The sequence below is a fragment of the Planctopirus hydrillae genome, assembly GCF_001707835.1.
GTDB classification, from domain to species: domain Bacteria; phylum Planctomycetota; class Planctomycetia; order Planctomycetales; family Planctomycetaceae; genus Planctopirus; species Planctopirus hydrillae.
In genome coordinates, this window is record NZ_LYDR01000103.1 from 19537 (window position 1) to 40716 (window position 21180).

15 protein-coding genes are annotated in these 21180 nt (G+C 55.2%); 6 read left to right on the forward strand and 9 right to left on the reverse strand.

Annotated elements, in window-relative coordinates:
* Positions 1-223: 223 nt before the first annotated feature.
* Positions 224-1003 (reverse strand): hypothetical protein, encoded by a 780-nt coding sequence (locus A6X21_RS12160; protein WP_068848240.1) that lies wholly within the window; start codon positions 1001-1003, stop codon positions 224-226.
* Between the two features lie 745 nt (positions 1004-1748).
* Here A6X21_RS12160 and speD point away from each other — a divergent pair.
* Positions 1749-2177 carry an adenosylmethionine decarboxylase gene (speD, locus tag A6X21_RS12170; RefSeq protein WP_068848245.1) on the forward strand — a complete coding sequence of 143 codons (429 nt, stop codon included), beginning with the start codon at positions 1749-1751 and terminating at the stop codon, positions 2175-2177.
* 243 nt (positions 2178-2420) lie between these two features.
* Positions 2421-2921 (forward strand): FKBP-type peptidyl-prolyl cis-trans isomerase, encoded by a 501-nt coding sequence (locus A6X21_RS12175; protein WP_013111990.1) that lies wholly within the window; start codon positions 2421-2423, stop codon positions 2919-2921.
* A gap of 531 nt (positions 2922-3452) precedes the next feature.
* Here the strand turns inward: A6X21_RS12175 and fae are convergent.
* From fae to A6X21_RS12195, 3 genes are all read right to left on the reverse strand, one after another.
* The gene (gene fae, locus A6X21_RS12185; RefSeq protein WP_041403876.1) at positions 3453-3962 is read right to left on the reverse strand and encodes a formaldehyde-activating enzyme; all 510 of its coding nucleotides are present in this window, start codon (positions 3960-3962) and stop codon (positions 3453-3455) included.
* Positions 3963-4333: 371 nt separating this feature from the next.
* Entirely contained in the window at positions 4334-5296 is a 963-nt protein-coding gene (locus tag A6X21_RS12190) for a tetratricopeptide repeat protein (RefSeq protein WP_068848250.1), read from the reverse strand.
* A gap of 220 nt (positions 5297-5516) precedes the next feature.
* Positions 5517-5987, reverse strand: a complete 471-nt coding sequence (locus A6X21_RS12195) for a hypothetical protein (protein WP_068848252.1) — start codon at positions 5985-5987, stop codon at positions 5517-5519.
* Between A6X21_RS12195 and A6X21_RS24680 the strand changes: the two genes are divergently transcribed.
* Complete coding sequence (locus A6X21_RS24680; protein ID WP_165603780.1) at positions 5986-6126, forward strand: hypothetical protein; 141 nt, start codon at positions 5986-5988, stop codon at positions 6124-6126. The genes A6X21_RS12195 and A6X21_RS24680 overlap by 2 nt on opposite strands.
* 13 nt (positions 6127-6139) lie before the next feature.
* Positions 6140-8011 (forward strand): ArnT family glycosyltransferase, encoded by a 1872-nt coding sequence (locus A6X21_RS12200; protein ID WP_068848253.1) that lies wholly within the window; start codon positions 6140-6142, stop codon positions 8009-8011.
* Between the two features lie 269 nt (positions 8012-8280).
* On the opposite strand, the gene A6X21_RS12205 is transcribed toward A6X21_RS12200, so the two are convergent.
* Positions 8281-9408: a HEAT repeat domain-containing protein gene (locus A6X21_RS12205; protein ID WP_068848255.1), complete on the reverse strand. Its 1128-nt coding sequence runs from the start codon at positions 9406-9408 to the stop codon at positions 8281-8283.
* A 499-nt stretch (positions 9409-9907) separates the two neighbouring features.
* Between A6X21_RS12205 and A6X21_RS12210 the strand changes: the two genes are divergently transcribed.
* Positions 9908-11485, forward strand: a complete 1578-nt coding sequence (locus A6X21_RS12210; RefSeq protein WP_013111829.1) for an Hsp70 family protein — start codon at positions 9908-9910, stop codon at positions 11483-11485.
* A 310-nt stretch (positions 11486-11795) separates the two neighbouring features.
* Here the strand turns inward: A6X21_RS12210 and A6X21_RS12215 are convergent, their stop codons facing one another.
* The 4 genes from A6X21_RS12215 to A6X21_RS12235 all read right to left on the reverse strand — a co-directional run bounded on the left by A6X21_RS12215 (position 11796) and on the right by A6X21_RS12235 (position 19503).
* Positions 11796-15059 carry a tetratricopeptide repeat protein gene (locus A6X21_RS12215; RefSeq protein WP_165603781.1) on the reverse strand — a complete coding sequence of 1088 codons (3264 nt, stop codon included), beginning with the start codon at positions 15057-15059 and terminating at the stop codon, positions 11796-11798.
* A gap of 1011 nt (positions 15060-16070) precedes the next feature.
* Entirely contained in the window at positions 16071-16988 is a 918-nt protein-coding gene (locus A6X21_RS12220; RefSeq protein ID WP_068848259.1) for an endonuclease/exonuclease/phosphatase family protein, read from the reverse strand.
* 429 nt (positions 16989-17417) lie between these two features.
* Positions 17418-17897 carry a PilZ domain-containing protein gene (locus A6X21_RS12225; protein WP_083233573.1) on the reverse strand — a complete coding sequence of 160 codons (480 nt, stop codon included), beginning with the start codon at positions 17895-17897 and terminating at the stop codon, positions 17418-17420.
* A 118-nt stretch (positions 17898-18015) separates the two neighbouring features.
* Positions 18016-19503: a leucyl aminopeptidase gene (locus A6X21_RS12235; protein WP_068848307.1), complete on the reverse strand. Its 1488-nt coding sequence runs from the start codon at positions 19501-19503 to the stop codon at positions 18016-18018.
* 374 nt (positions 19504-19877) lie between these two features.
* Here A6X21_RS12235 and A6X21_RS12240 point away from each other — a divergent pair, with 374 nt between their 5' ends.
* Positions 19878-21170, forward strand: coding sequence for an O-antigen ligase family protein (locus tag A6X21_RS12240; RefSeq protein WP_240490250.1), 1293 nt, complete (start codon positions 19878-19880; stop codon positions 21168-21170).
* The last annotated feature ends 10 nt before the right edge of the window (positions 21171-21180 follow it).

The window sequence follows — 21180 nt, forward strand, 5'->3', positions numbered from 1 at the left end:
GGCAGGCTGAGCTTCACAGCACATTTGTGAGCGAACGATGAAAAGTTCAATTTCGAACAGATCAAAACGCCGAAGCGTCGTCCCCCGCCTGCGAACTCGGGGGACGACGCTTCTCTCACAGGAACAGGCACTTGATTCGACAGGAAAATCAACGGGGTGTTGACGCAGGTTTTTCATTCGAGATTCGAGCGGGAATCGTTTCCCAATCGTCTCGTACGGCAGTTCATGGTGCGGGGACAGTGATTGTTGGAAGTTCAGTGATCTGAGAATCAGCCTTTGACGGCTGAACTGTGATTGGGCCGGTTTTTTCAGGAAGGATGTTCATGACCGGGAGATCGAGAACAGCCGACGAGCGAACAGGTGTCGTGGGAACAGGACCCGACTTGGGATTGCGGACAATCCGTGGTTCGGGCGGCAGCGCAGGCTGCCATGGGGGTGGTGGCTCGAATGATGATGTCGATGGTGCGGATGTGCCCACAGGCCGCGTAGAGACTTTCGCTGCCGGTGAGGGAGGAATCAGTGTGAGATCAACAGGTAACGGAGCAATTGCAGCCGGATCAACAGGCTGTCCCTGTGGACGTTGTGACGGTGGAAGCGGTCCCTGAGGAAGCGGCGACTGTGGAAGCGACGGCTGAGGAATCAGATCGGTCGATTGATAATGAATATCGGGCAGCCCCTGCTGGTGGTACTCCGGGGGGAGAACTCCGGGCGAGGATGGATACTGAGGCGTGAATGGTCCCGCCGATGGCCACTCACCCACGGACTGGCAATCGCAGCCGGGTGCTTGAACCTCGGTTGTAGGAATCATGGAAGACGAATGAAAGTAGGCAGGAGTTTGTGAGTGCTTGTGAGGCGAGGCGAGCGAACAGGAAGGGCAGGCCATTTGAGAACGTGTCCACCAGTTCCGCGTGAGCTGAGCCTGGGCCGACTCAGGCAGGCCACACACCACACTGCAAGCTGCAAGAGCCAGCAGGCTGAATGCGCGATAACCCGAGCGGGACATGATTCGTTCCAAAATGGATTTTCTCAGGAAGACTTTCCCGCCAACGCGAGCAATTCTTCCACTGCAAGATGGAATCGACGGTTTTGGAAGGAAACTTGAGAAAAACTTGAATATTTTTCTGGAGGGCCTCAAATTCGCCCAAATCACTACCAGTGCATAATTTACGCGTCGAGTTTCAGACCGTTCGAAAAGACGTGGGAGATTGCCTGGGGTCAAACGTCCTCGTTTGCCCAGAGGTTATTGGGAGCTGGTTGCTCTCTCGATTTTGACGGGGAGAAACTTCACAGATGTATTGGTGACAGATGTATTGGTGCTGGTGAACTCGAATGACCAGGGGGCGAATGAAGACATTCTCGACTCCACACTCTTCGCTGTGTTTCAATTTTTGAGGCACTCGAAGAGCGGCACCCAGGGCCGGGTGAAAAGATTATGTCGATTGCAGGGGTGATCCCCGTGGTTTTACTGTCGGAAAAGTCTGTGCGACTTGACCTTTCGCATGGTCGCTCCCATAATTTTGTCCCCCCGCACGTAGGCAGGGCTTTACGCCCGCCAAATCTCTGAGAATCTGCATGTTCCCGCAGAAACCTCGCTCTGGCACTGGTCATCGAGATGGGAGCCATCAAGACGGCTGGAGCCGCAAGTTTCTGACGGGTGGGTTGTCCGTGTCCGAGTCAGTTTGAGGTTTTATGTCCTAGCGACGCCACAGGGTGGGCATCGGCCAACGGATGCCAAAAGGAGGGTTTTGATGGAACACTTGGGTCAGCACGTGATTATCGAATTGTGGGGCTGCAATAGCGGGATCGACGACGCCGATCTGATGAAGCAAGCCATGTTGGACGCCGTCAAAGCTGCTCGAGCCACGCTCTTGTATATTGACGTTCACAAGTTCGACCCCCAGGGAGTGACGGGAGTTGCTGTTCTGACGGAATCCCACCTTTCGGTTCATAGCTGGCCTGAGCATGGCTATCTGGCTGCCGACGTCTTTACCTGCGGCCAGACCACGCGGCCTGTCGCTGCTGCCGAAGTTCTTTGCGAATACTTCCAACCCAGCCAGGTCGATGTTCAGGAAGTCATCCGGGGAGTACGTCCGGAAACCGGAGCCAAGCCATCGCTCCGCCGTCGCAAACTCAACTATCAACCCGAACACAATTCTTTGACAGCCACCATCAACTGATTCCTTTGACCTCTTGAAGGGATCAGGAACTCGACATTCGAATCGACCCGGGATCATCAAGGTTCCGGGTCCTTTTACTGACGCGAACATGGTTTCTTGAGTGGCTGGTTTTCCTCGAAAGACGGGTTTCGCTACGGTATGAGGATGTTGCAGCCACTGTCCGCTGCTATTCATCGTCAGACCAGGTGCGTCTGCCGTCAGTCCAGTGATCGTGGCGATCACATTTCAGGGAGTTGGACCCAGATGAAAAGTTCTCTGCTGAGATTTGCCTTTCAGGAAATTGCCTTCCGGGCCATGGCTGTCGTTTTGACAATGAGTATTACAGGAGTCGCTATGAGTGCTGAGACCGAAGTTCCACTTCCCAAGCTGCCAGCCGGTGCCGGGGCCGTCGATGCCAATGCCCCCAAGACCTTCACTACCACCAAATCAGGTCTCAAGTACCGCGTTCTCCGCGAAGGCAAAGGGGCCAAGCCCAAAGCCACCAACGCTGTCGAAGTTCACTATCACGGCTGGCTCGACAATGGCAAAGTCTTCGACAGCAGCTACGACCGCAAAGAATCCATCTCCTTCGGACTCAACCAGGTCATCCCCGGCTGGACCGAAGGGATGCAGCTTGTCGGTGAAGGGGGCATGATCGAGCTCGAAATCCCCTCCGAACTCGGCTACGGCGCTCGCGGTGCCGGTGGCGTCATCCCCCCCAACGCCAAACTCCACTTCCTCGTCGAAACTCTCAAAGTCAAGTAATCCCCCGATCGGGCCCCTTACGGGGTTTGGGGAAGCGGATGGAGGCCCAACGTTCATCCACGTCTGAGTCTTCCGCTGCCAGAGAGTCGATAAGACTTTCGTTGACATGATTCGCATCAAGTGGCTGGGGTCAAACGTCCTCGTTTGCCCCCAGATCATTTGGTGGTATTGTCGCTGCCAGTACCAAACAACTCAAAGCCGATGCAGACATCAAGCCCCTCTCCCACGCGGGCGAGGGGTTTTCTCCTTCTCACGTTCCGACGGGAGAAGGCCGGGATGAGGGTGAGCTCGAACGCATTTTGGCGAGCAATCCACAACCGATTTGATCGCAGAACGCTCTTCATCTCCCGCCAGTTGCTGTCAATCGACGCCCCTGCGGAAGTCTTGGCAATTAATCCATATCCATTGGAAAGACCCTCACCCGGCACTCCGTGCCACCCTCTCCCACGAGAACGCGGTCGAGGGTTGCCGGAGGTATGCGCATGGCACGCTCAGCGACGTCGATGCCCAAGTGATCCCACTGGCGACGATTTACGCCGGCTTGAAGCAATGCTGGATCTCGTGCTGATGTTCGAGCAACCAGTCGATGGAGGGTTCGTGCTTCATCGCCTTGGCGATCGCTTTGGCTGTTGCCTGACGGTGCGTGTCGAACAGAATGTTGTGATCGATTTCAACAGAAGTGACCGATGGGTCGAGCCAGACAGAGATGATGATCCCCAGATCGTTAGCCTTTTCTTTCGGAATATCTCCCTTGCGGACAGCATCCAGCACACCATTGGCAATGGCTGCCTGAACTGTCCCCATCAGAATATTTGTGTAGGCTTCACTCTTCACTGTGACTTTACTGACCATCAGTGTGGCAGGACGGACTTGAACGTCGCAGTTGAGAATGGCGAAAACGCGCGAATGGCCCTTGATCTGGTCACCCAGCAGATTGGCCATGGCATAGCCGACGGGCCCGTCGAGTTCCCCAATCACGACTTCGGGTTCAGCAGCAGACCAGGCCGGCTCAGCCTCGACCAGTGCTTCGCCAGTGCGCATGACAATCCGATCCACTGCAGCAGGTTTTGTGGGTGAGGCCACAGCTTTGAGCTTTTGGGCGGTTTTGGCGGTCGTGGTTTTCGCAGGTGCGGGAGCAGCCTTTTTGACAGCTTTCTTCTTAGCCATGCTGGTCTTTCCTGTGTGTTCAATGGATGCGGAGAATCTCTGAACGAGGCTTGATCGCTGAAAATCCTGCTCAAGCATGTGAGTTGGCTCTAGGATTTGTCAACATTTGCCAGAGAAGTGCAGTGGCAGATTTGTGGCAGAAGAAGGCCACAGCAGATTTGCTGCAGCAGCGGGCCAGAAAAGATGGCAGCAGAACGATTGTCGTTCACAGGCTACCGGTGAAGATCCGCAAGATCAGCCACCGGCTAACCGACACTCACACTCCGCATCTGGATGAGTTCTTCATAGGCTTGAAGTTCCAGCAGCTTCCGGCGTTGTAAACGGCGGTATTCGGCCAGTCGATTGACGGCATCCCGATATTGTTGTGTCGCCCGGTGCAGAGCCACCCCGGTATTCCCCTGGACGACCAGATGATGGAGCGTTTGAAACACAGGAAAAAACTCATTGTGTGCGTATTCGAGCATCTCGGCTGTATTGACTTCGATCTGCCGGGCTAACTCTCGTACCGATTGCCTGTCGTGCAGACGCTCGGCATTGGTCATCTGACGCATCACGCCGGAACTGTCGGAAGTGTTCCCTTGTGCGGCTTCCTTCGGATCAACCAGTCTGCCAAAAGGGCTGATTTTGTTCTTCAACTGCTGCGACAGACTTTCCGCTTTTTCTAAACCCGAAAGGGCTTTGGCAAAGCCCGGCTTGACTTCCAGCGACTTCTTAAAGTTCTGAATCGCCAGTGGATAGTTCTGCATTTCGAGATAAACGTTGCCCAGGTTCTGATAAGCCTCGGCAAAGCCAGGATCGAGTCGAATCGCTTCTCGATAGGATGAAATCGCCATCTGCCATTGAGACTGTTTGCGATGCGCGATCCCCAGGTTGTAATAACCTTCAGCACAGCGTTTATCGCGATTCAAACCTTTGCGAATAATCTCGACGGCTTTGGCATAGTCGCCCATGCGATTATAAATCGCACCGGCGTTAAAGAGCGGCTTACCATCGACGGGCTTGAGTGCCGCTACTTCCAGAAAACAATTGATCGCTTCCTGATAGCATTCCTGTACGAAGTAGATTGTTCCCAAACCATCGTAAGCAGCGGTGTTGGACGGATCCTGAGCAATCACCGCCTGATAGATCTGAGTGGCGGCAGCAAATTCTCTCTGGCGGGCAAGTTGCCTCGCCTGATCGAGAAGTTCATCAATCGAGGCAGCGGACATGAAGCTTCCTCCCGAGGAAATCGTCCTGAACTGCAGATAGGTTCTTAACACCGATGGGGGAGCGGAGGTCACGACAGAGTTTTCATCCACACCTTCAAATTATGTAAAATAGGGATGTCACGTTACGGGTAGAAAGTAAATTTTTCGTGGAGAACTTAGGAAATCCTGATCGTCTGGACACACGATCATTGACTGTTTTGAACCACAAAGATGAGTCCCGTTATGCATCTTCGAGCGTCGGCTCCTGAGTCATGCCATCGTCTGCCTTGACACTTTTGGCAATCGCTTCCAGCAGCGGGCTGACTTCTTCGAGTTCTTTATCGGGCCCCTGCACCAAAGTCAGCAGGGTACGCTCTCCCGTGCGGAATGCGTGCAGAGAAACAGTCGTCACCAGATCGAGGCAGACAAAATCCAGCTCCCGCGCTGCATGCATCCCCGGGGCTGCCGACGGGATAAAGAGCGGATACTCATCCATTTCAGGATAGATTTCGCGGTATGTCTCGACAATCTGCTCGATGACATCCTCGGGATCCTGAGGGGGATCCATCACGACGACCGAGAAAAACGAACACCCTTTCGAATTGACGGTGATGGTGACCGTTTCGTCGTTTCCCTCTTCACTGACAGGCCAGTTGACCGGGTAAACGAACTTGATTCCATGTCCTTCGAACGTCGCCAGATCGCCAGTCATGCCCACAACCTTCTATGAATTCGCCCATGGACTCACCATCGGGCTGAAGCTCGACGGATCCTGGCCTCAACGGCTGATCGTCTTCCTCCTGCAGAGGTATTCCACAACCCGATACGATAACCTGCGGGCTGATCTCTGAGGAGTGTGCCGCCATGTCCAAGCATCGATCGCAGACAATTTCGAGACCTCCACAAGAGACGCCTGCCTCAGGCCGGGCCATGGTCTCTGTTCTCCCCACGCGTGAAAAAATGCTCCTTGTGGCCCGAGATCTCTGGCCAGCCTGGATTTTGGGGATCGTGGCCACTCTCTGGGTGCTGTGCCAACTCGATGCGGGAGGACTGCACCCCACCTGGCCCGAAGGTCCCGGCTTGACGATAGATGAATCGTTCAATGTTCAGCAGGGTGTGTTTCTGAGTCGAGCTTTAGGAGCTTATGGTCTGGCTCTGCTGAATCCCTTGAGTCTGTGGGAGATTTTTCAGGATGAGATTTATCTGGCCGATCATCCCCCTCTGGGTCGACTGTGGCTGGGTCTGCATCATGATTTTCTGAGATATGTCGTGGGGATCGAGAGCCTCGGGCAGAAGCGGTCAGAGATCGACTACACCCTGGGAAGAGCTGGTTCTGCGACGGCTTTTGGCCTCACAGTCATGCTCGTGACCTGGTGGGGCATGAGATGGGCTGGTCGATGGACGGGCATTGTGGCGGGGTTGGGATTGATGACGATGCCGCGAGTCTTTGCGCATGCCCATCTGGCGTCTCTGGAGACTGTGACGAACCTGGCCTGTACAGGCTTTGCACTGGCGGCTGCGAGCTGGTGCCTGCGTGCACCAGCAGCAGTTTCCAGCCCGATGGATGAACAAAGTGAAGCCGTCCGGCCAACACCCGCCTGGCTTCCTGTCGCGGCGGCTGGAGCAATTTATGGTTTGGCGTTACTGACCAAAATTCAGGCTGTCCTGCTGTTACCACCGATGCTGCTCTGGCTAATCGCGATCTATCGACTGCGGGCAGCACGATTGATTCTGGTGGCTGGGCTGGCTGCGGGTGTCGTCTTCTTTTGCTGGCCCTGGTTGTGGAGTGATCCTGCCCACAGGACTCTGGAATACCTGGGCCGGGCAACGAAACGGGCAACGTTGTCCGTCTGGTATTTTGACGAGAAGTTTTCGGATCGGTTAACTCCGTGGCATTACCCGTGGGTAACCACCGCGATCACGATCTCCTTACCCGTGCTCATCCTGTGCTTGTATGGTTCCTGGCAAGTGATTCGTGGCCAGATGCCACAATCGGTGCAGGACAGGCAGACCGCGACTCTCCGCGGGCGTTTGCTGCTATTGTTTCTCGTAACGCCTCTGATTGTCTTCAGCTTGCCAGGTGTGGCCGTCTACGATGGCGAGCGGCTGTTTCTGACGATCTTTCCACTGGTGGCGTTACTGTCAGGCCTCGGGTTGACCTCGCTCCTGGAACGCTTGAAAGAGAGGGAAAAGTGGCCATTCGTGACGAGTTTTATGAGTCAGAGCGAGTGGCTGCCGAGAGGAATTGTGGGCACGTTGTTTGGCTTGCTGGCGATCGTGCAGTTATCGTCCAGCCCCTTCTGGTTATCGACCTATAGTGGCGTGGCAGGAAGTACTGCAGGAGGTGCCGCCCTGGGTATGGAGGCCAGTTACTGGGGAGATGGTCTCACGCGCAGTTTCTGGAAAGAGTGCGAGGGAAAAATTCCACGCGGAGCTCAAGTAGCCGTGGCCCCGGTCCTGCATCAGTTTCAACTCCCGGATTGGAAATCGCAGATTCCTGCCATCCAGAGGAATGACTGGCAACTGATCCCGCTGGCGGATGTTTCAGGTGCAGAGTTCAAGGCCTTTGAGCGGCCCAGGCTGGTGGTCATCTTCTGGAGAAAAGCCGATCTTGCGGCCCCATGGCAACAAAAACTGCTGGCGCAAACCCCACTGGTCCAAAGAAGCATTGGCGGAGTGCTGATCGCCGGTTTGTACGAACTTCCTGCGATCACGCCGACCACGAACGAGAACTGAGCCGCTTGGCGGCGCAGCGTTGAGATCGATGGCGAGTAACCCTCGCCCGCGTCTTCGTGGGAGAGGGTGGCACGGAGTGCCGGGTGAGGGTCTTTCCGTTCGACGTGCAGCAATGACAAGGGCTGCCGCAGGGACGCCGATTGACTATCAGTTAGCGGAGATGACAAGCATCCCGCGATGGGGTCGTTCGTGTATTGCACGACAAACACGTTTGAACTCACCCTCATCCCAACCTTCTCCCGTCAGAACGGGAGAAGGAGCAAAGACCCTTACTCGTCGCTATTGCTGGCGGGTGTGGCGTCTCCAGGTTTTGGTGCACCATCCAGCCGGCGCAGGGCCTGAGCGGCTTCTTCCTGCAAAGGATCGGCGGGTTGTCTGGCAATCGCCTGCAAAGTCTTTCGGATCGCAGGAGTTCCTGAGCCACTTTGTGCCAGGCTGCGAATGGCTGCTTGCCGGACTTCGACCGCAGGATCATCGACCAGCTTCAGCAGTGCCGGCTCGATTTGAGCAACCAGATCGCTTTGAGAAGTGAGATTGCCCAGCGAGGTGGCAGCAATCATGCGGATATTGATTTCATCGCTTTCGAGAAGTCCCAGGAGCACAGGTGCAACCTTCGATTCGTAGGCAACAATCGAGGAGAGGACAGAAGCCACATTGGCCCGCACAAACAGAGAGTGATCTTGCAATGAGCTGACAATCTCCGGTGCGGAAGATTCTGCTTCCGGGCCCAGTTGAGCCAGGAACATCGAGGCGAGTTCGCGAACCATCAGATCGTCGTCTTTCAAGTGGCGAACATAAATTCCAAGCGCTGTGGTTCCCAGTTGTGTCAGTTTCTGTTCAGCAACCTGCCATTGATCGGGAGTCGAACCTCCGCGTGCAGCCTGCAGCAATTCCGCAAAAGCCGCTTCGGCGGCAGGCGAACTTTCTGGCAACCCCCCATTGCGAATACCCGTCGCCATGGTGGGATTTTCTGGCACAGGTAACAGGAGTTGGCCAGGGCCAGCGGCGGGGATCGTCAACACTGCCGAGCCTGAGTTGGCTTCTGCGACTGGTGCAATGGTCAGCACAGGGAAGTCATCTTGCGAAGCCTGCGAACCTGACGCCGCCATGTTTACCTGAGTGGGTGTGTTTGATGAGTTAGCACTGAGAGCGGGATCTTCCGCCTTCTGGCAGCCGGCAACCGCCATCCCGAAGAGGAGTGTGAGAAGCAATGAAGGCTGTGTTCGAAATCGAGTGGGCCAACGATCCAGAAAGAGAACTTTTCCCCCGGCAACAGGAAATGATTCCTTTACGGTGGATTCGCTCTGATATTCACAAGTAGTGCATGCCAATTGATCGAGCGCGTGAGCACTCGCCCTGGCTTCACTCAGATGCTGTGACAATGGATTGGATTTCATAGTCGATGTCTCTCCTGCAGCCGGTTCCCTGGCGAGGGGAATCTTGACATGCCTTGAGCAGATCTCCAAGAGGTGTTTTGAGAGAGGAGGGTTGGAATCCGTGGGCAGTTCGAATTGGCAGCCAACAGGAAGTCACCTGAACCTGTGTTTCCAATAAGGGGTGACTGTGTACAGTTCATCAGATGTCGAAGGGACCGTGATTCGATCGAGAGCTGAACGACAGGGGCAAAATGACGGTTAAAAGGATCAATCGGGCTGGCGTGCAGGAATTTCACGGCAAGTCGAGACAGGCCATACTTGCGTTTGGGGGTTCTCCGGGAGCAGAATAACCAGAGTCAATTTCAGCCAGCAGGTTTCCCACAGGATTCTCTCAAATGGTCTGTCGAGACCAGTCCTGTCATGGAGAGTTTGCAACGCCATTTCGATCGAAATGCATCATTTCGATTGACCTTCTGTATGTCACAGGTATCTACCTCGCAACATTTATAGAGCAAGACTCATGAAGTTCCTCGCAGGAAACACCGTTGGCGTTGACCTTGGCACGACTTATTCTGCGATGGCACGGATTGGTGCCGATGGCCAGCCGACCTCGCTGCAGAATGCTGATGGTCGCAACATTACGCCTTCGGTGGTGCTGCTCGCGGATGACGGCTCAGTGGTTGTTGGCCCCTCCATTGAGCGTGCCTCGTTAGAATCTGCCGATCATATTGTCGAAGCTGTGAAGCGGCAGATGGGCAATAAAGACTACTACGTGGTCTATCAGGGTAAGAAGCTGACACCTGAGTTCATCTCGGCCCTGATTCTCAAAAAGATGAAACAGGACGCGGAAAAAGAGATCGGCCCGATCACCAACGCCGTCGTGACGGTTCCGTATTACTTCAATGACGTTCGTCGTAAAGCGACACAGGATGCTGGTCGCATTGCGGGTCTGAACGTGGTCGATATTATCAACGAACCGACAGCCGCGACTCTTGCATATGCGTGGATGAAGGGGGAATTGGGCCGGACAGATCTGATCCAGGAGCCGAAGACCATCCTCGTGTACGACCTGGGTGGTGGTACGTTCGACGTGACTGTGGTGCGATATACGCCGACACAGTTCCGGGTTCTGGCGACGGACGGTGACGTGATGCTGGGTGGTCTCGACTGGACGAGACGACTTGTCGACCATGTGGCGGAACAGTTCTTACGGAAGTTTGGCGAAGATCCCCGGGAGGATGCTGACGCTATTCGCGATTTCAACCGTGAGTGTGAACAGGCCAAGCGGGATCTGAGTAGCAAGCCACAAGTCCCGGTGACCGTCTACTTCCGCGGGAAGACGCTGTCGGTCTCGTTGACACGCACCGATTTTGAACGCATGACGGCTGATCTGCTCCAGCGCACACAGGATACGACCGAACTGGTGCTGCAACAGGCTGGTGTGGCCATGGGGCAACTGGACGATGTTGTGCTCGTGGGTGGTTCGACCTACATGCCTGCCGTCGAAAAAATGCTGGCAGAGACTTGCGGCCGTAAACCTTCTCGAGATCTCAGGCCGGAGGAAGCGGTCGCCCAGGGGGCTGCCATTCATGCTGCCATTCTGGAAGCAAGGGCTGGTGTCCAGAACTCGCAAGTGGTCGATGCCATCCGCAAGCGGCTCAACAACGTGACAACTCTGGATGTGAACTCCCATTCGCTGGGAGTGAAGGTCTCCAGTCCGGAAGACCGCGCCAAGAAGATCAATCACATCATGATCCCGAAGAACACAAACATCCCCTACAGCCTGACACAGCGTTTCCGCACGAATGCGGATAACCAGAAGACGATTCACGTCTACATTCTCGAAGGTGATGCGAAAGATCCCGCAGCCTGTACGCAGATTGGTGATTTCCGAATCACAGGTCTGCCGGCAAATCTTCCTGCCGGTTCACCTGTCGAAGTGACTTATAGTTACGAATCGACAGGTCGAATTGCTGTGGCGGCACGGGAACTGGTCAGTGGCAAGGCTGCCTCGACAGAGATCGTTCGCGACATGGGCCTGACAGATCAGAACATCGACGTCTTCGAAGAACTGGCCAAGGGCTACAAGGTCGAATAGGCCGATCTGCCTCGTTATGAAATCTGCTGTGGGAGGACTCGATGATTCATCCCGCAGGCAGGCTGACCGACGGCTGAAAAACATCGGCGGGTGGCTGGGGTCAAACGTCTTCGTTTGCCCCCAGGTTATTTGATGCTGGTACTTCGTCCTCATCATCGAGAAGAACGCGACAGTTGCCATTGTGCGAGTGACCACTGTTGGCCACGAGGCGGATGAAGAACATCCGCCCCCCTGCATCCGGTGTAATGAAAGTTACTGGGGGATGCCCAGCTATCTGCCTCCTGCTGACCGACGACTGAAAAACATCGGCTCAATTGCGTTTGCGAGCCGCTTCCAGTCGCTCTTTGGCTTCCGCTGCGTAACTGACATTGGGAAACTCGCGGAGCAGCCGCTCGTAAGTTGCAATGGCTTCCTTCCACTGGCTGCGCTGTTCGTCGCATTTGGCCGCCTGAAGTAAGCCGGCCGCCTGCCATTCGGGGAAGGCGTAATTGGAATAGACCTTCTGATATTCCAGGAATGCCTGCTTCCAGTTTTCCTGGAGAAAGTAGGTCTCTGCCAGCAGAAACTGGGCTTTGGCTGCGAGTTCCGTCTGCTGGCTTTGCGGGTCCCTGGTCACGATTTGAAAAGCCGCACGGGCCTCATCAAACTTGGCCTGCTGTTTGTAGGCTCGGCCCAGAACTTCGCGAATCTGCCAGCGGGCAGGTCCCGGTGGTTGCCAGCTATCCAGTTCCTCCGCAGCGGCTGTCAGTCCTTCATAGTTGCGATGGCGTAACCGGGCTTCCGCCCAGAGTACCCACGGCCTGCCATGCCAGTCTTCGATTTCACCCTGTTTTCTCGCAGTGCGAATGGTGTCGCGCAGGGTATCGAGCTGCGGAAGTAACGCGGTGGCAGTTTCCACACTGAGATCGGTGGCCAGTTGAGATTCAGCCAGAGCCACAGCCACCTGCAGTTTCTGTGGGCTTTCCGGATAGGTGGCCACAAACTGACCACCCAGTTTTTTTACGTCATCCCACCGCTGCTGTTCGATAGCGAGCACGACCAGTTGATAAAGAGCCCGCTCTTTAACACTGACATCGGCTTGTTCACTTTGCAGCAGTTCTTCGAGAGATTTTCTCGCGCGGGTAAATTCACCTTGAATCAAGTCGCTCTCCGCCAGGCTCAGCTTCGCGTTGTCAGCCAGTGGGCTTTGCGGACATTCAGCGACTAAGCGCGCAAAAATCTTGTCGGCCTGCTCAAATCGACCCGCCTCATAATTGATCAGAGCCCATTCATTGAGTAACTGGTCAAACACTTCCGCTTTGGGAAACTTCTTGAGCAAGGTTTCGTACGCCTGATCCGCCTGTTCAAGTCGCCCGGTCTGTTCGAGAGTACGGGCGATCATCAGACCTGAGCGATATCCAAAGAGTACCGGGGCTTTCAATTCCTCTTTGGGGCCGGCGGCTTCTTTGGGTGTGAAGCGATCAAAAGCCTGTTGAAAAATCTTGAGTGCTTTCTCGGTCTCTTTCGCCAGCAGCCACGATTCCCCTTCGTAATACATCGCCTCGGCCTGAAGGGGATGCTGCGGGAACTTTGTCGATAACTGGCCAAACTCTTCCGCAGCCAGCTTGTAATCGCCCAGACGAAATCTCGACCAGCCGGTTCCCCGCCACGCAAACGGTTCATTGGTCGTGCCCGCAGCCAGTCGCTTCAGTTTCTCGAAGTCAGCGAGAGCGACTGGCCATTGCTTGGCAACTTCTGCCACTTCGGCCTGATCCATCAAGGCGGCCGCGACCGCAGGATCACCAGGAAACTCCGTTTCAAACTGCTTGATCACCGCTTCCGCCTTGGCCCACTGTTGAGCTTTGGCAAATGCCAGGCCTTGCAGCGCATAGGCCCGCCTTCGCTGAGTTGCCTGAGGAAACATGCTCAGATATTGACCCGCGACCGCAGCACTGGCTTCAAAGTCGCCGAGACTGAAAAGGGCAGACATCTCGATCACCAGTGATTCGATAATCTCCGGGCGGACACTTTGTGCATTGATCTGTGCCACGAGAGCGGCAATCATCTCCCGCGCTTCGGGAAGTTTGCCCTGCAGTTGCAGAACCAGTCCTGAAAAGTATCTGGCCTGATCTTTCAGTTCGATCGAAGTGGCCCCTTGAAGCGTTTCTCCAAAGGCTATTTGAGCCCGCTGGAGAGCTTCCACATTGCTCGTGCGGGTCCCTTCCTCAAGATCCCGCCGACCTTCCAGCAGTCGCACATGCCATTTGAGTGAGCTTTCCGGGAAGGACTTGCGAAACTGCGCGATCAAGCTCTGAGTCCTCGCGGCATCCTGACGATCCAGCGAGAGATCAATCACCATCAGCAACGCATCATCGGCGGAATCACCTTGCGGCCACTTCTCCACAAGCTGGAGTGCCAGCGCCTCTGCCTTTTGTGTTTGTCCCAGTTGTCTGGCAGTAAGCGCCTGCTGATATAACACGCCTTCCGCAATGGACGATCCACTCGCCAGGTCAAAGCTCTTTGCAAAGGTAACGAGTGCAGCTTCCAGTTGATTGCCATTCTTCTGGCTCAACCCTTGCCAGTACAGATAGTTCGCCGCCTGTTGCTTCTGCTGAGGCGTCCATGCCGATGACGTCTTTGCCAACTGAGCGGCAAGTTTCTCAAACTGTGTGGCTGCAGCATCAAACTGACCGGACTGAAAGAGCGCATAGCCGCGGTTGGTGAGTGCTGTCTCTGCCAGCGGGCTTTGAGGATATCGCTCGGCCAGCAATTCAAACTGGCGAATGGCCAATGGATAATCCTTGGCTGTCGAAGCTTGATTTCCCAGCAGCAGTAAAGCGTCAGCCGCATGAGGATGATTCTGTCTGGCAACGATGGCATCGAGAAGCTTTTGTCCTTCTGTGGTTTTGCCAGCCGCTGAATAGGCCTGAGCCAGTCCGTACTCGATGTCATCCGCAAGGGCACCAGCCGGGAAACGCTTACGGGCTTCCTCGAAGGTAGTGATCGCAGCTTGCGGGTCTTTGAGCTGGAGCTGTACATCTCCCAGATAAGCCAGCGCCCGTGGTGCTAACGCATCCTGGGGATACTTTTCGAGATAGCTTTGCAGTTCCTGCTTCGCAGCCGGGAAATCATTGAGCAGAAAACTGCATTCCGCCACCCGGTAACGTGCCTGAGCAACATTGCTGTTTTCGGGGAAGTTTTTGAGAAACTCTCGCAGGACGGACCGGGCCTCGACATAGTTCTGCTGGTTAATCAGAGCCAGGCCTATGTAGATCTGTGATTCTGGAACTCGCGGACTTTGAGGGTTGGCTTTGATGAATTGACGAAAGGATTCGACAGCATCTCCCCAACGACTCTGACGGTACAATCCCACGCCGTTATTAAAATCACTCAGGTCTGCTGTATTAGCAGGTGGCTGTGCCAGTGATGGCTGCAGGGCCAACCATTGAAAACCACAGATCATGGCCAGCCACACGAGGCTCGAGCAGGCCAGGCGTGCTTTTTGCGAAGTGGCACCGCGGTCATGCCCTCTTGTCGAGCCGTCCAGTGGGACACTGCGATTCATCGCGCTGAGGGATTGATCATGCGTTGGCAATTGGTGCACTTCTCCTTCCGATCGAAGGCCTGGCAATCCGCCGTTGAACAACATCCCAGGTGGTGATGCGTTTCAGGCCCGACGATTGCCATAGCAACAATCAGAGTAACTTTGCACGGCTCGCAAAAAAAGACCGCCATCGCCATCCTGAGGGGGAAAGGATGACGATGGCAGTCAGTGGACTTGATGCCCAGGTTATTGGACAGGTTGCGGGGCCTGCACAATTCAGGGCATCAATTCCATTCAAAACGGTCAACATCAGGTGATGGTTCACTGAAGCCTGCTGATAACGAACGTCATTCAGGCTTGAGCGGGGAAGGTAGCAGGTCAAGCGGCATCCACAGGAAAATGGAACCTTCCTGAGTGATACAGATTGTTTTTTCATCGCTATGTATCGGGAAGGTGGTCGGCACACATCGGCAAAATCTGCGGAATTCCACTCTTGCCGAATGCAACCTGCCCGCCGGATGTAGCGATTCTAAGGAGTCTTCGCCTCAGAAATCGGCCAACCTATGGCTCACGCACTGTGTTAAGTGCCATGCTTGCAGCTCCGGGCAAGCATGCCTTCTTTAACCAAGACTTCGCTACATTGACGGGTGGCCCGGCCAACTTGTGGCCGGGTTGTCGTGCAGTTGCACGACAACAAGAAGCCGCGCCATGCGCATGCCCGGCCACGACACCTGACTTTGTCTTGGGTGGCACGCCCTGGAGGCTTTGCGAAAGGGCGTGGTCTTTACCGGGGTGGCAGGGGTCGGATGTCTTCATCCGCTCCCTGGTCAATCGAATTCACCAGATCGAATGCATCCAAAACATGCTTTACTGACGTTCCACATGTTCGCCATGAACGATCAATCTCCCCATAACCTGGGGGCAAACGAGGACGTTTGACCCACCCAGTCCTCAGCCACACTTCAGATCAATATGCATGCAAAGTTGTGTGGAATAGACGGCAGCTCTGGGCAAGCATGCCTTCTTCAACCGACGCATTGTTATGGTTTCATCAAAAGCCACTTATCGCTTCGGCTCTTCAGGCCATTCGAGCCGGGCTCGAACCACGGGGTGATCGGAAAGTTCAGTCGGAATGACTTCGGCTGAGATCGTTTTCAGGCCGCGGGTCAAAATCCAGTCAATATGGGCGGCCTGAGTGCTGCCATTTCGTCTGGCGACAATCTCCAGCGGATCTTCTGTTCCTTCCACAGCCAATAGTGGTTTCATCAAGGGATCTTCAGGACGGGTGTTCAAATCTCCCAGCAGGATGCAAGGGGGTGCCAGTGACTTCCACAGCTCGATGAGAATGGGCCATTGTGCGGGTCGATCCGTCGTGCTGTCGAGATGCGTGGCGAGAACTGTCAGGCGAACTTCACCCATTGAGACGGGAATCAGTGCGATCTGTCGGAAGGCTTTACCTTTCGCATTAGGGAGTGGAATCGTTGCGATCTGGCCAGGAGGGTGGCTGAGTAATAGACCATTCCCGCCATTCGCCTGGCCCCATTGAAGCTCAGTGGGAAATTCCATGGCCCACAGACCCATGGATGCCCCCAACTGTCGCGAGAACGTTTTTCCATTAACCAGCACATCTTCCTGCAACGCAATGATGTCACAGCCATTGAGCAACTGGCGAAAGCCATCGATTTTCGCCGGTTGATCACCCCCTTTGCCTCGATGCAGATTGAACGTAGCGACTTCAAAACGAACTGGCTGGCCGTTGGCGTCCCCCGGTGACCGATCGACCGCTGGCGGAGAAACTTCTCGATGGGCAGGTGGCGGAAAGATTGCGACTGGCTGATGGAGATCGGCGGGAACCCGGTCACTTCCCCAATAGATCAACAGCGCGACCAGCAGAAACCAAGGCAGTAAGATCGCGAGTGTCACACCCACAGATCGCGAAGATCGTGTCGGCAATCCAGTCAGAAGTGGCTTAATGCCCATGAGCCGACGATCCTTCGGTTGCAAGCTGCTATCGCATGTCCAGAGAGAGTGATTCTGGCTCTAGGTGCCATACTTGCAGCTCTGCGATATCTTTTACAATCATCCTGGTGTTGTCGCCATTCGAGGGTGGCCTGGCCAACTCGTGCCTGACTCGCGACACAGAGGTGATCGTACTCTGTACGACGACAAGAAGCCGCGCAATTCATAGGCCCCTCTGGAACCCTCGCCCGTATTTTCGAGAAAGAGGGCCGGGTGAGGGTCGTTTCATTCTTTCGACCGCAGGGTGCGATGTAGCCCCAGCGAAGTGCAGCAGCTTTTCTCCCTTCGCGACCTTCGTGCGAGACGATAGAACGTCAAAATCATCCTCTCGCGAAGCCGCTAAGTTCTGCAGGAAGATCAACAAGGCACGAGACCCGTGGGAATCGGCAGCTAGACACTATGGTGGAACAGATCCGCCAGACCGTGAATTCTGCTCACTTGTGACGGAGGCTTCTGTTCGCAAAGTCTCTGCAGCACTGCCAGTTGCTTGAGCACCAGCACTGATTGAAACTGGCAGCCCGCCAGAAGTTTTCCACCCAGTGGCTGCACCCAGATCACTTCGACAAAGACACTCACTGGCGGAAGATCTTCATCGCGCAGTTCGATCAGCAGTTGTTCGCTCACTCGCACCGGAAGCTGCTCATCCACAAAGGGAAGTTCCAGCCGCACACCTTCATACGAGCAATCGACAATCTTGCCGGGGACCGGCAATGGGACTGCACCACTGAGCTTCAAAATCCGCAAAGCGGCATGAATCAGTTTTCGGAATGATCGTCGACGATCACCCAATCGCCGCCCTGCGGACAATAGCGAACCGCAAGTTGCAGTTCGATATCGGGCACGCCGTTCTGTTTCTCGCCGACGATCCATTTCAGGCACCTCTGGGGCAGGAATGTGGTTTACTCCACTTAATTCCTACCTCACAAGCAGCACCCGTGAGGCAAAAACTTCACAAACATTAAAAAATTGTTACGCCTAATGAATAAGGCTATCGATCAATCACACTGGATTCAGCCAACTGAACCAATGTTCTTACGCCATAACCTGTCGCACCCGCCTCTCGCCACGCTTTCGCACTCGACTGAAAGGCCGGCCCGGCAATATCCAGGTGCACCCAGGGCTTCCCGCCCACAAACCGCTGCAGAAACTTGGCCGCAGTAATCGCTCCACCCCAGCGACCACCCGTATTCTTGATATCCCCCACATCCCCTTTGATCAGATCGTCATACAGATCCCAGATCGGCAGAGGCCACATGTCTTCGCCCACAGCTTTCGCTGCACTGATGACCTGCCCACTCCATTCGTCATGATTGCTGAACACCCCAGCCACTTCCTCACCCAATGCCACCACACAGGCTCCGGTGAGTGTCGCCAGATCGACAATCTTTTCGGCCCCCTGATCGACGGCATAGCACAGAACATCCGCCAGCACTAACCGCCCTTCGGCATCAGTGTTCAGCACCTCAATCGTCACTCCATTGCGAGCGGTCAGAATGTCTCCCAGCTTGTAGCTGGTACCGCTCACCATGTTTTCCACCAGCCCCAGATAAGCAGTCACGTTCACGGGAAGCTTGAGCCGGGCAATGGCCACAATCGCACCCAGCACAGTCGCTGCACCGGCCATATCGCACTTCATGGTCAGCATGCCGTCCGTAGGTTTCAGCGAAAGTCCGCCGGAATCAAAAGTCACACCTTTACCAACCAGCGCCACATGGCTCGAATTCCCTTTCGCACCGCGATAATCGAGTTTGACCATCCGTGCAGGAACCGCACTTCCTTTTGCCACCGCCAGCATCGAATGCATGCGTTCGGCTTCCAGCCGGGGCACATCAAAAATTTCACACGTCAGACCATACTCGACGGCCAATGCCGAGCATCGATCAGCCACTGTGACCGGATTCACTTCCTGAGCAGGTCGATTGACCAGTTCTCGAGTCAGGTTGATCGCTTCGCCCAGAATTGCTCCGCGTTCTATGGCACTGGCAATGTTTTCAGTCGAAATGATATGCAGCGAGGCCAGAGGATGGCGCGCACGCTCGGTTCGATACAGATCCTGCCCCACCGAACCCACATTCGCCGCCGTCACTGCTGCCGAAACAAACTCAAGTGGAGTCTTGCTTCCCAGCATGGCGGCAGGTGGCACCACGACACCCACATCGAGATTCGGTTTGTCGGTCAGGCTGCGGAATGCTGCCGTCAGCGCACGATCGAGACTTTGTGTCGACAAAACATCAGGCGCACCCAACCCCACCAGCAGCAACCGGGAGGCTCCCAATCCCGTGACCCCTTTAACATGCAGCAGGCTGCCCGCTTTGGTGGGGAGATCACCCGATTCGCGCAATCTCGTCAGCAGCCCGCCCGATTCCTGATCCAACGCTTCCAGATGGCTATTGAGCAGTGGGTTTTCACTGATTGGGACGATCAGCCAGTGACCCATCCAGTTGGCAGCCGGTGCAGACGATGCTTTGACGTTCATGGGCAATTTCAACTTTCGATTGGCAAAAAATAAACCGCTTGCGTTCATTTGATCGTCGCGGGAACTCCAGAACAACTGACGACTCATCACATATCAGCAAGATTCGATCTCGCTTTCCGGGCCAACCAACCCGCATCTTCGTCAAATCCGCCATATCCAGCAGAAACTTCGTGGCCGTAAGTCTGCGCTGCACGATCCCCCCGCAATCGTGACCTATGTTTCCCAAAGTCAGCGCCTGCAGTTTTTCTTCTTCACTCACCCCTCATCGCACAGGTCTGAGTTCTGCGCTGGCTGGAAGAGCATCGTGAACTTGATCATTCAGGACATCTCCTAACGTGGCAAAGGTGGGCACACGAGTTCAGGAACCTGCGTTTTTGCTGCTTCTCGCAGTGACGGCGACACTGTTTCTACGCCCCGCCGAACTCTTCCAGGCACTCGATGGCCTGCCCATTTACGAAGCACTGATTGGTGGCTGTCTCCTCTTTTCGATTCCAGCACTCCAGGCCCGCTGCAGTTGGAAAACCTTGAAATTCCAGCCAGTCATTCTTTGCGTCCTGGCTTTGCTTCTCGCCATTGGACTCTCCCATGCATCTCACGCGTATATCGGTGGTCTCGTCGAAGCCGCCACCAGCTTTGGGAAAGTCCTCGTTTACTTTGCACTCCTGGTCGTGAATCTCAACAGTCCACCCAGACTGCGTGCCTTTCTTCTGACGGTCACGACCTGCTCGGTGATTGCCATCACCATGTGTGTCGTCGATTTTCATGGACTCATCGACTTTCAATGTGTCGAACATCTCGCCGACTTCGACAGTGTCGACGATGAAGGTGAAGTCTCCCATATCCTGCGCATGCGAGGCCTGGGGATCTTTCAGGATCCCAACGACCTCGCCATGCTCATTGTCGCAGCAGGTGTCCTCTCCACCTATTTCCTCATGGACAAGGCTCAGGGCATCCTTCGCTTCGCCTGGGTCATTCCCATCATCACGCTCTGGATTGGACTGTTCGATACCAGATCTCGCGGCGGGTTGTTGGCTGCCGGCGCTGCCATGATGACACTTGCCGTCTTCTGGGGTGGCTTCAAAATGGCCATTCTCTGTGGCGTCCTGGGTCTCTGTGCACTCGCCGTCATGGGTGGCAGACAAGCCAATCTCGATCTGAATGACAGCACGGGTGGCGAACGCGTGCAGCTCTGGCGCGATGGATTCGATGCGCTGAAATCCAGCGACATCCTCTTCGGTATCGGATATGGCGGCTATCCCGATGTCGCCGGCCTCGTGGCCCACAATTCGTTCATTCATGCCTACGTCGAGCTGGGGATCTTCGGCGGCACGCTCTTCTTTGGCGCGTTCTTCTTTGCGTTTGTCCAGCTCTACCAGATGGGCTTTCGCAGCTACCCGAACTTTGATCGCGAAGCGCTCCGCTTTCGGCCCTATCTGGGAGCTTTACTCGCAGGCTGGTGCACGTCGATGCTCTCCCTCTCGCGCTGCTATGTCGTCCCGACTTACATGGTACTTGGTCTGGCTGCGGCTTACCTCCACATGGCGGCCAGGTCATCTGCCAGACCCGCTCCACTTGCAACCTGGAATACACCTCAAGCCCTCCGGCTGACATTCGCCAGTGGGGCTTTATTCGTTGGTCTGTATCTGTTCACTGTGATGTTTGCCTGAAACTTCCATC

Coding starts and splice junctions, on each gene's coding strand:
- A6X21_RS12175 (WP_013111990.1), top strand. CDS start 2,421: ATGAAAAGTTCTCTGCTGAGATTTGCCTTTCAGGAAATTGCCTTCCGG.
- A6X21_RS12190 (WP_068848250.1), bottom strand. CDS start 5,296: ATGTCCGCTGCCTCGATTGATGAACTTCTCGATCAGGCGAGGCAACTT.
- A6X21_RS12210 (WP_013111829.1), top strand. CDS start 9,908: ATGAAGTTCCTCGCAGGAAACACCGTTGGCGTTGACCTTGGCACGACT.
- fae (WP_041403876.1), bottom strand. CDS start 3,962: ATGCGCACTGGCGAAGCACTGGTCGAGGCTGAGCCGGCCTGGTCTGCT.
- A6X21_RS12200 (WP_068848253.1), top strand. CDS start 6,140: ATGTCCAAGCATCGATCGCAGACAATTTCGAGACCTCCACAAGAGACG.
- A6X21_RS24680 (WP_165603780.1), top strand. CDS start 5,986: ATGCCCACAACCTTCTATGAATTCGCCCATGGACTCACCATCGGGCTG.
- A6X21_RS12235 (WP_068848307.1), bottom strand. CDS start 19,503: ATGAACGTCAAAGCATCGTCTGCACCGGCTGCCAACTGGATGGGTCAC.
- A6X21_RS12225 (WP_083233573.1), bottom strand. CDS start 17,897: ATGGATCGTCGGCGAGAAACAGAACGGCGTGCCCGATATCGAACTGCA.
- A6X21_RS12195 (WP_068848252.1), bottom strand. CDS start 5,987: ATGACTGGCGATCTGGCGACGTTCGAAGGACATGGAATCAAGTTCGTT.
- A6X21_RS12220 (WP_068848259.1), bottom strand. CDS start 16,988: ATGGGCATTAAGCCACTTCTGACTGGATTGCCGACACGATCTTCGCGA.
- A6X21_RS12160 (WP_068848240.1), bottom strand. CDS start 1,003: ATGTCCCGCTCGGGTTATCGCGCATTCAGCCTGCTGGCTCTTGCAGCT.
- speD (WP_068848245.1), top strand. CDS start 1,749: ATGGAACACTTGGGTCAGCACGTGATTATCGAATTGTGGGGCTGCAAT.
- A6X21_RS12205 (WP_068848255.1), bottom strand. CDS start 9,408: ATGAAATCCAATCCATTGTCACAGCATCTGAGTGAAGCCAGGGCGAGT.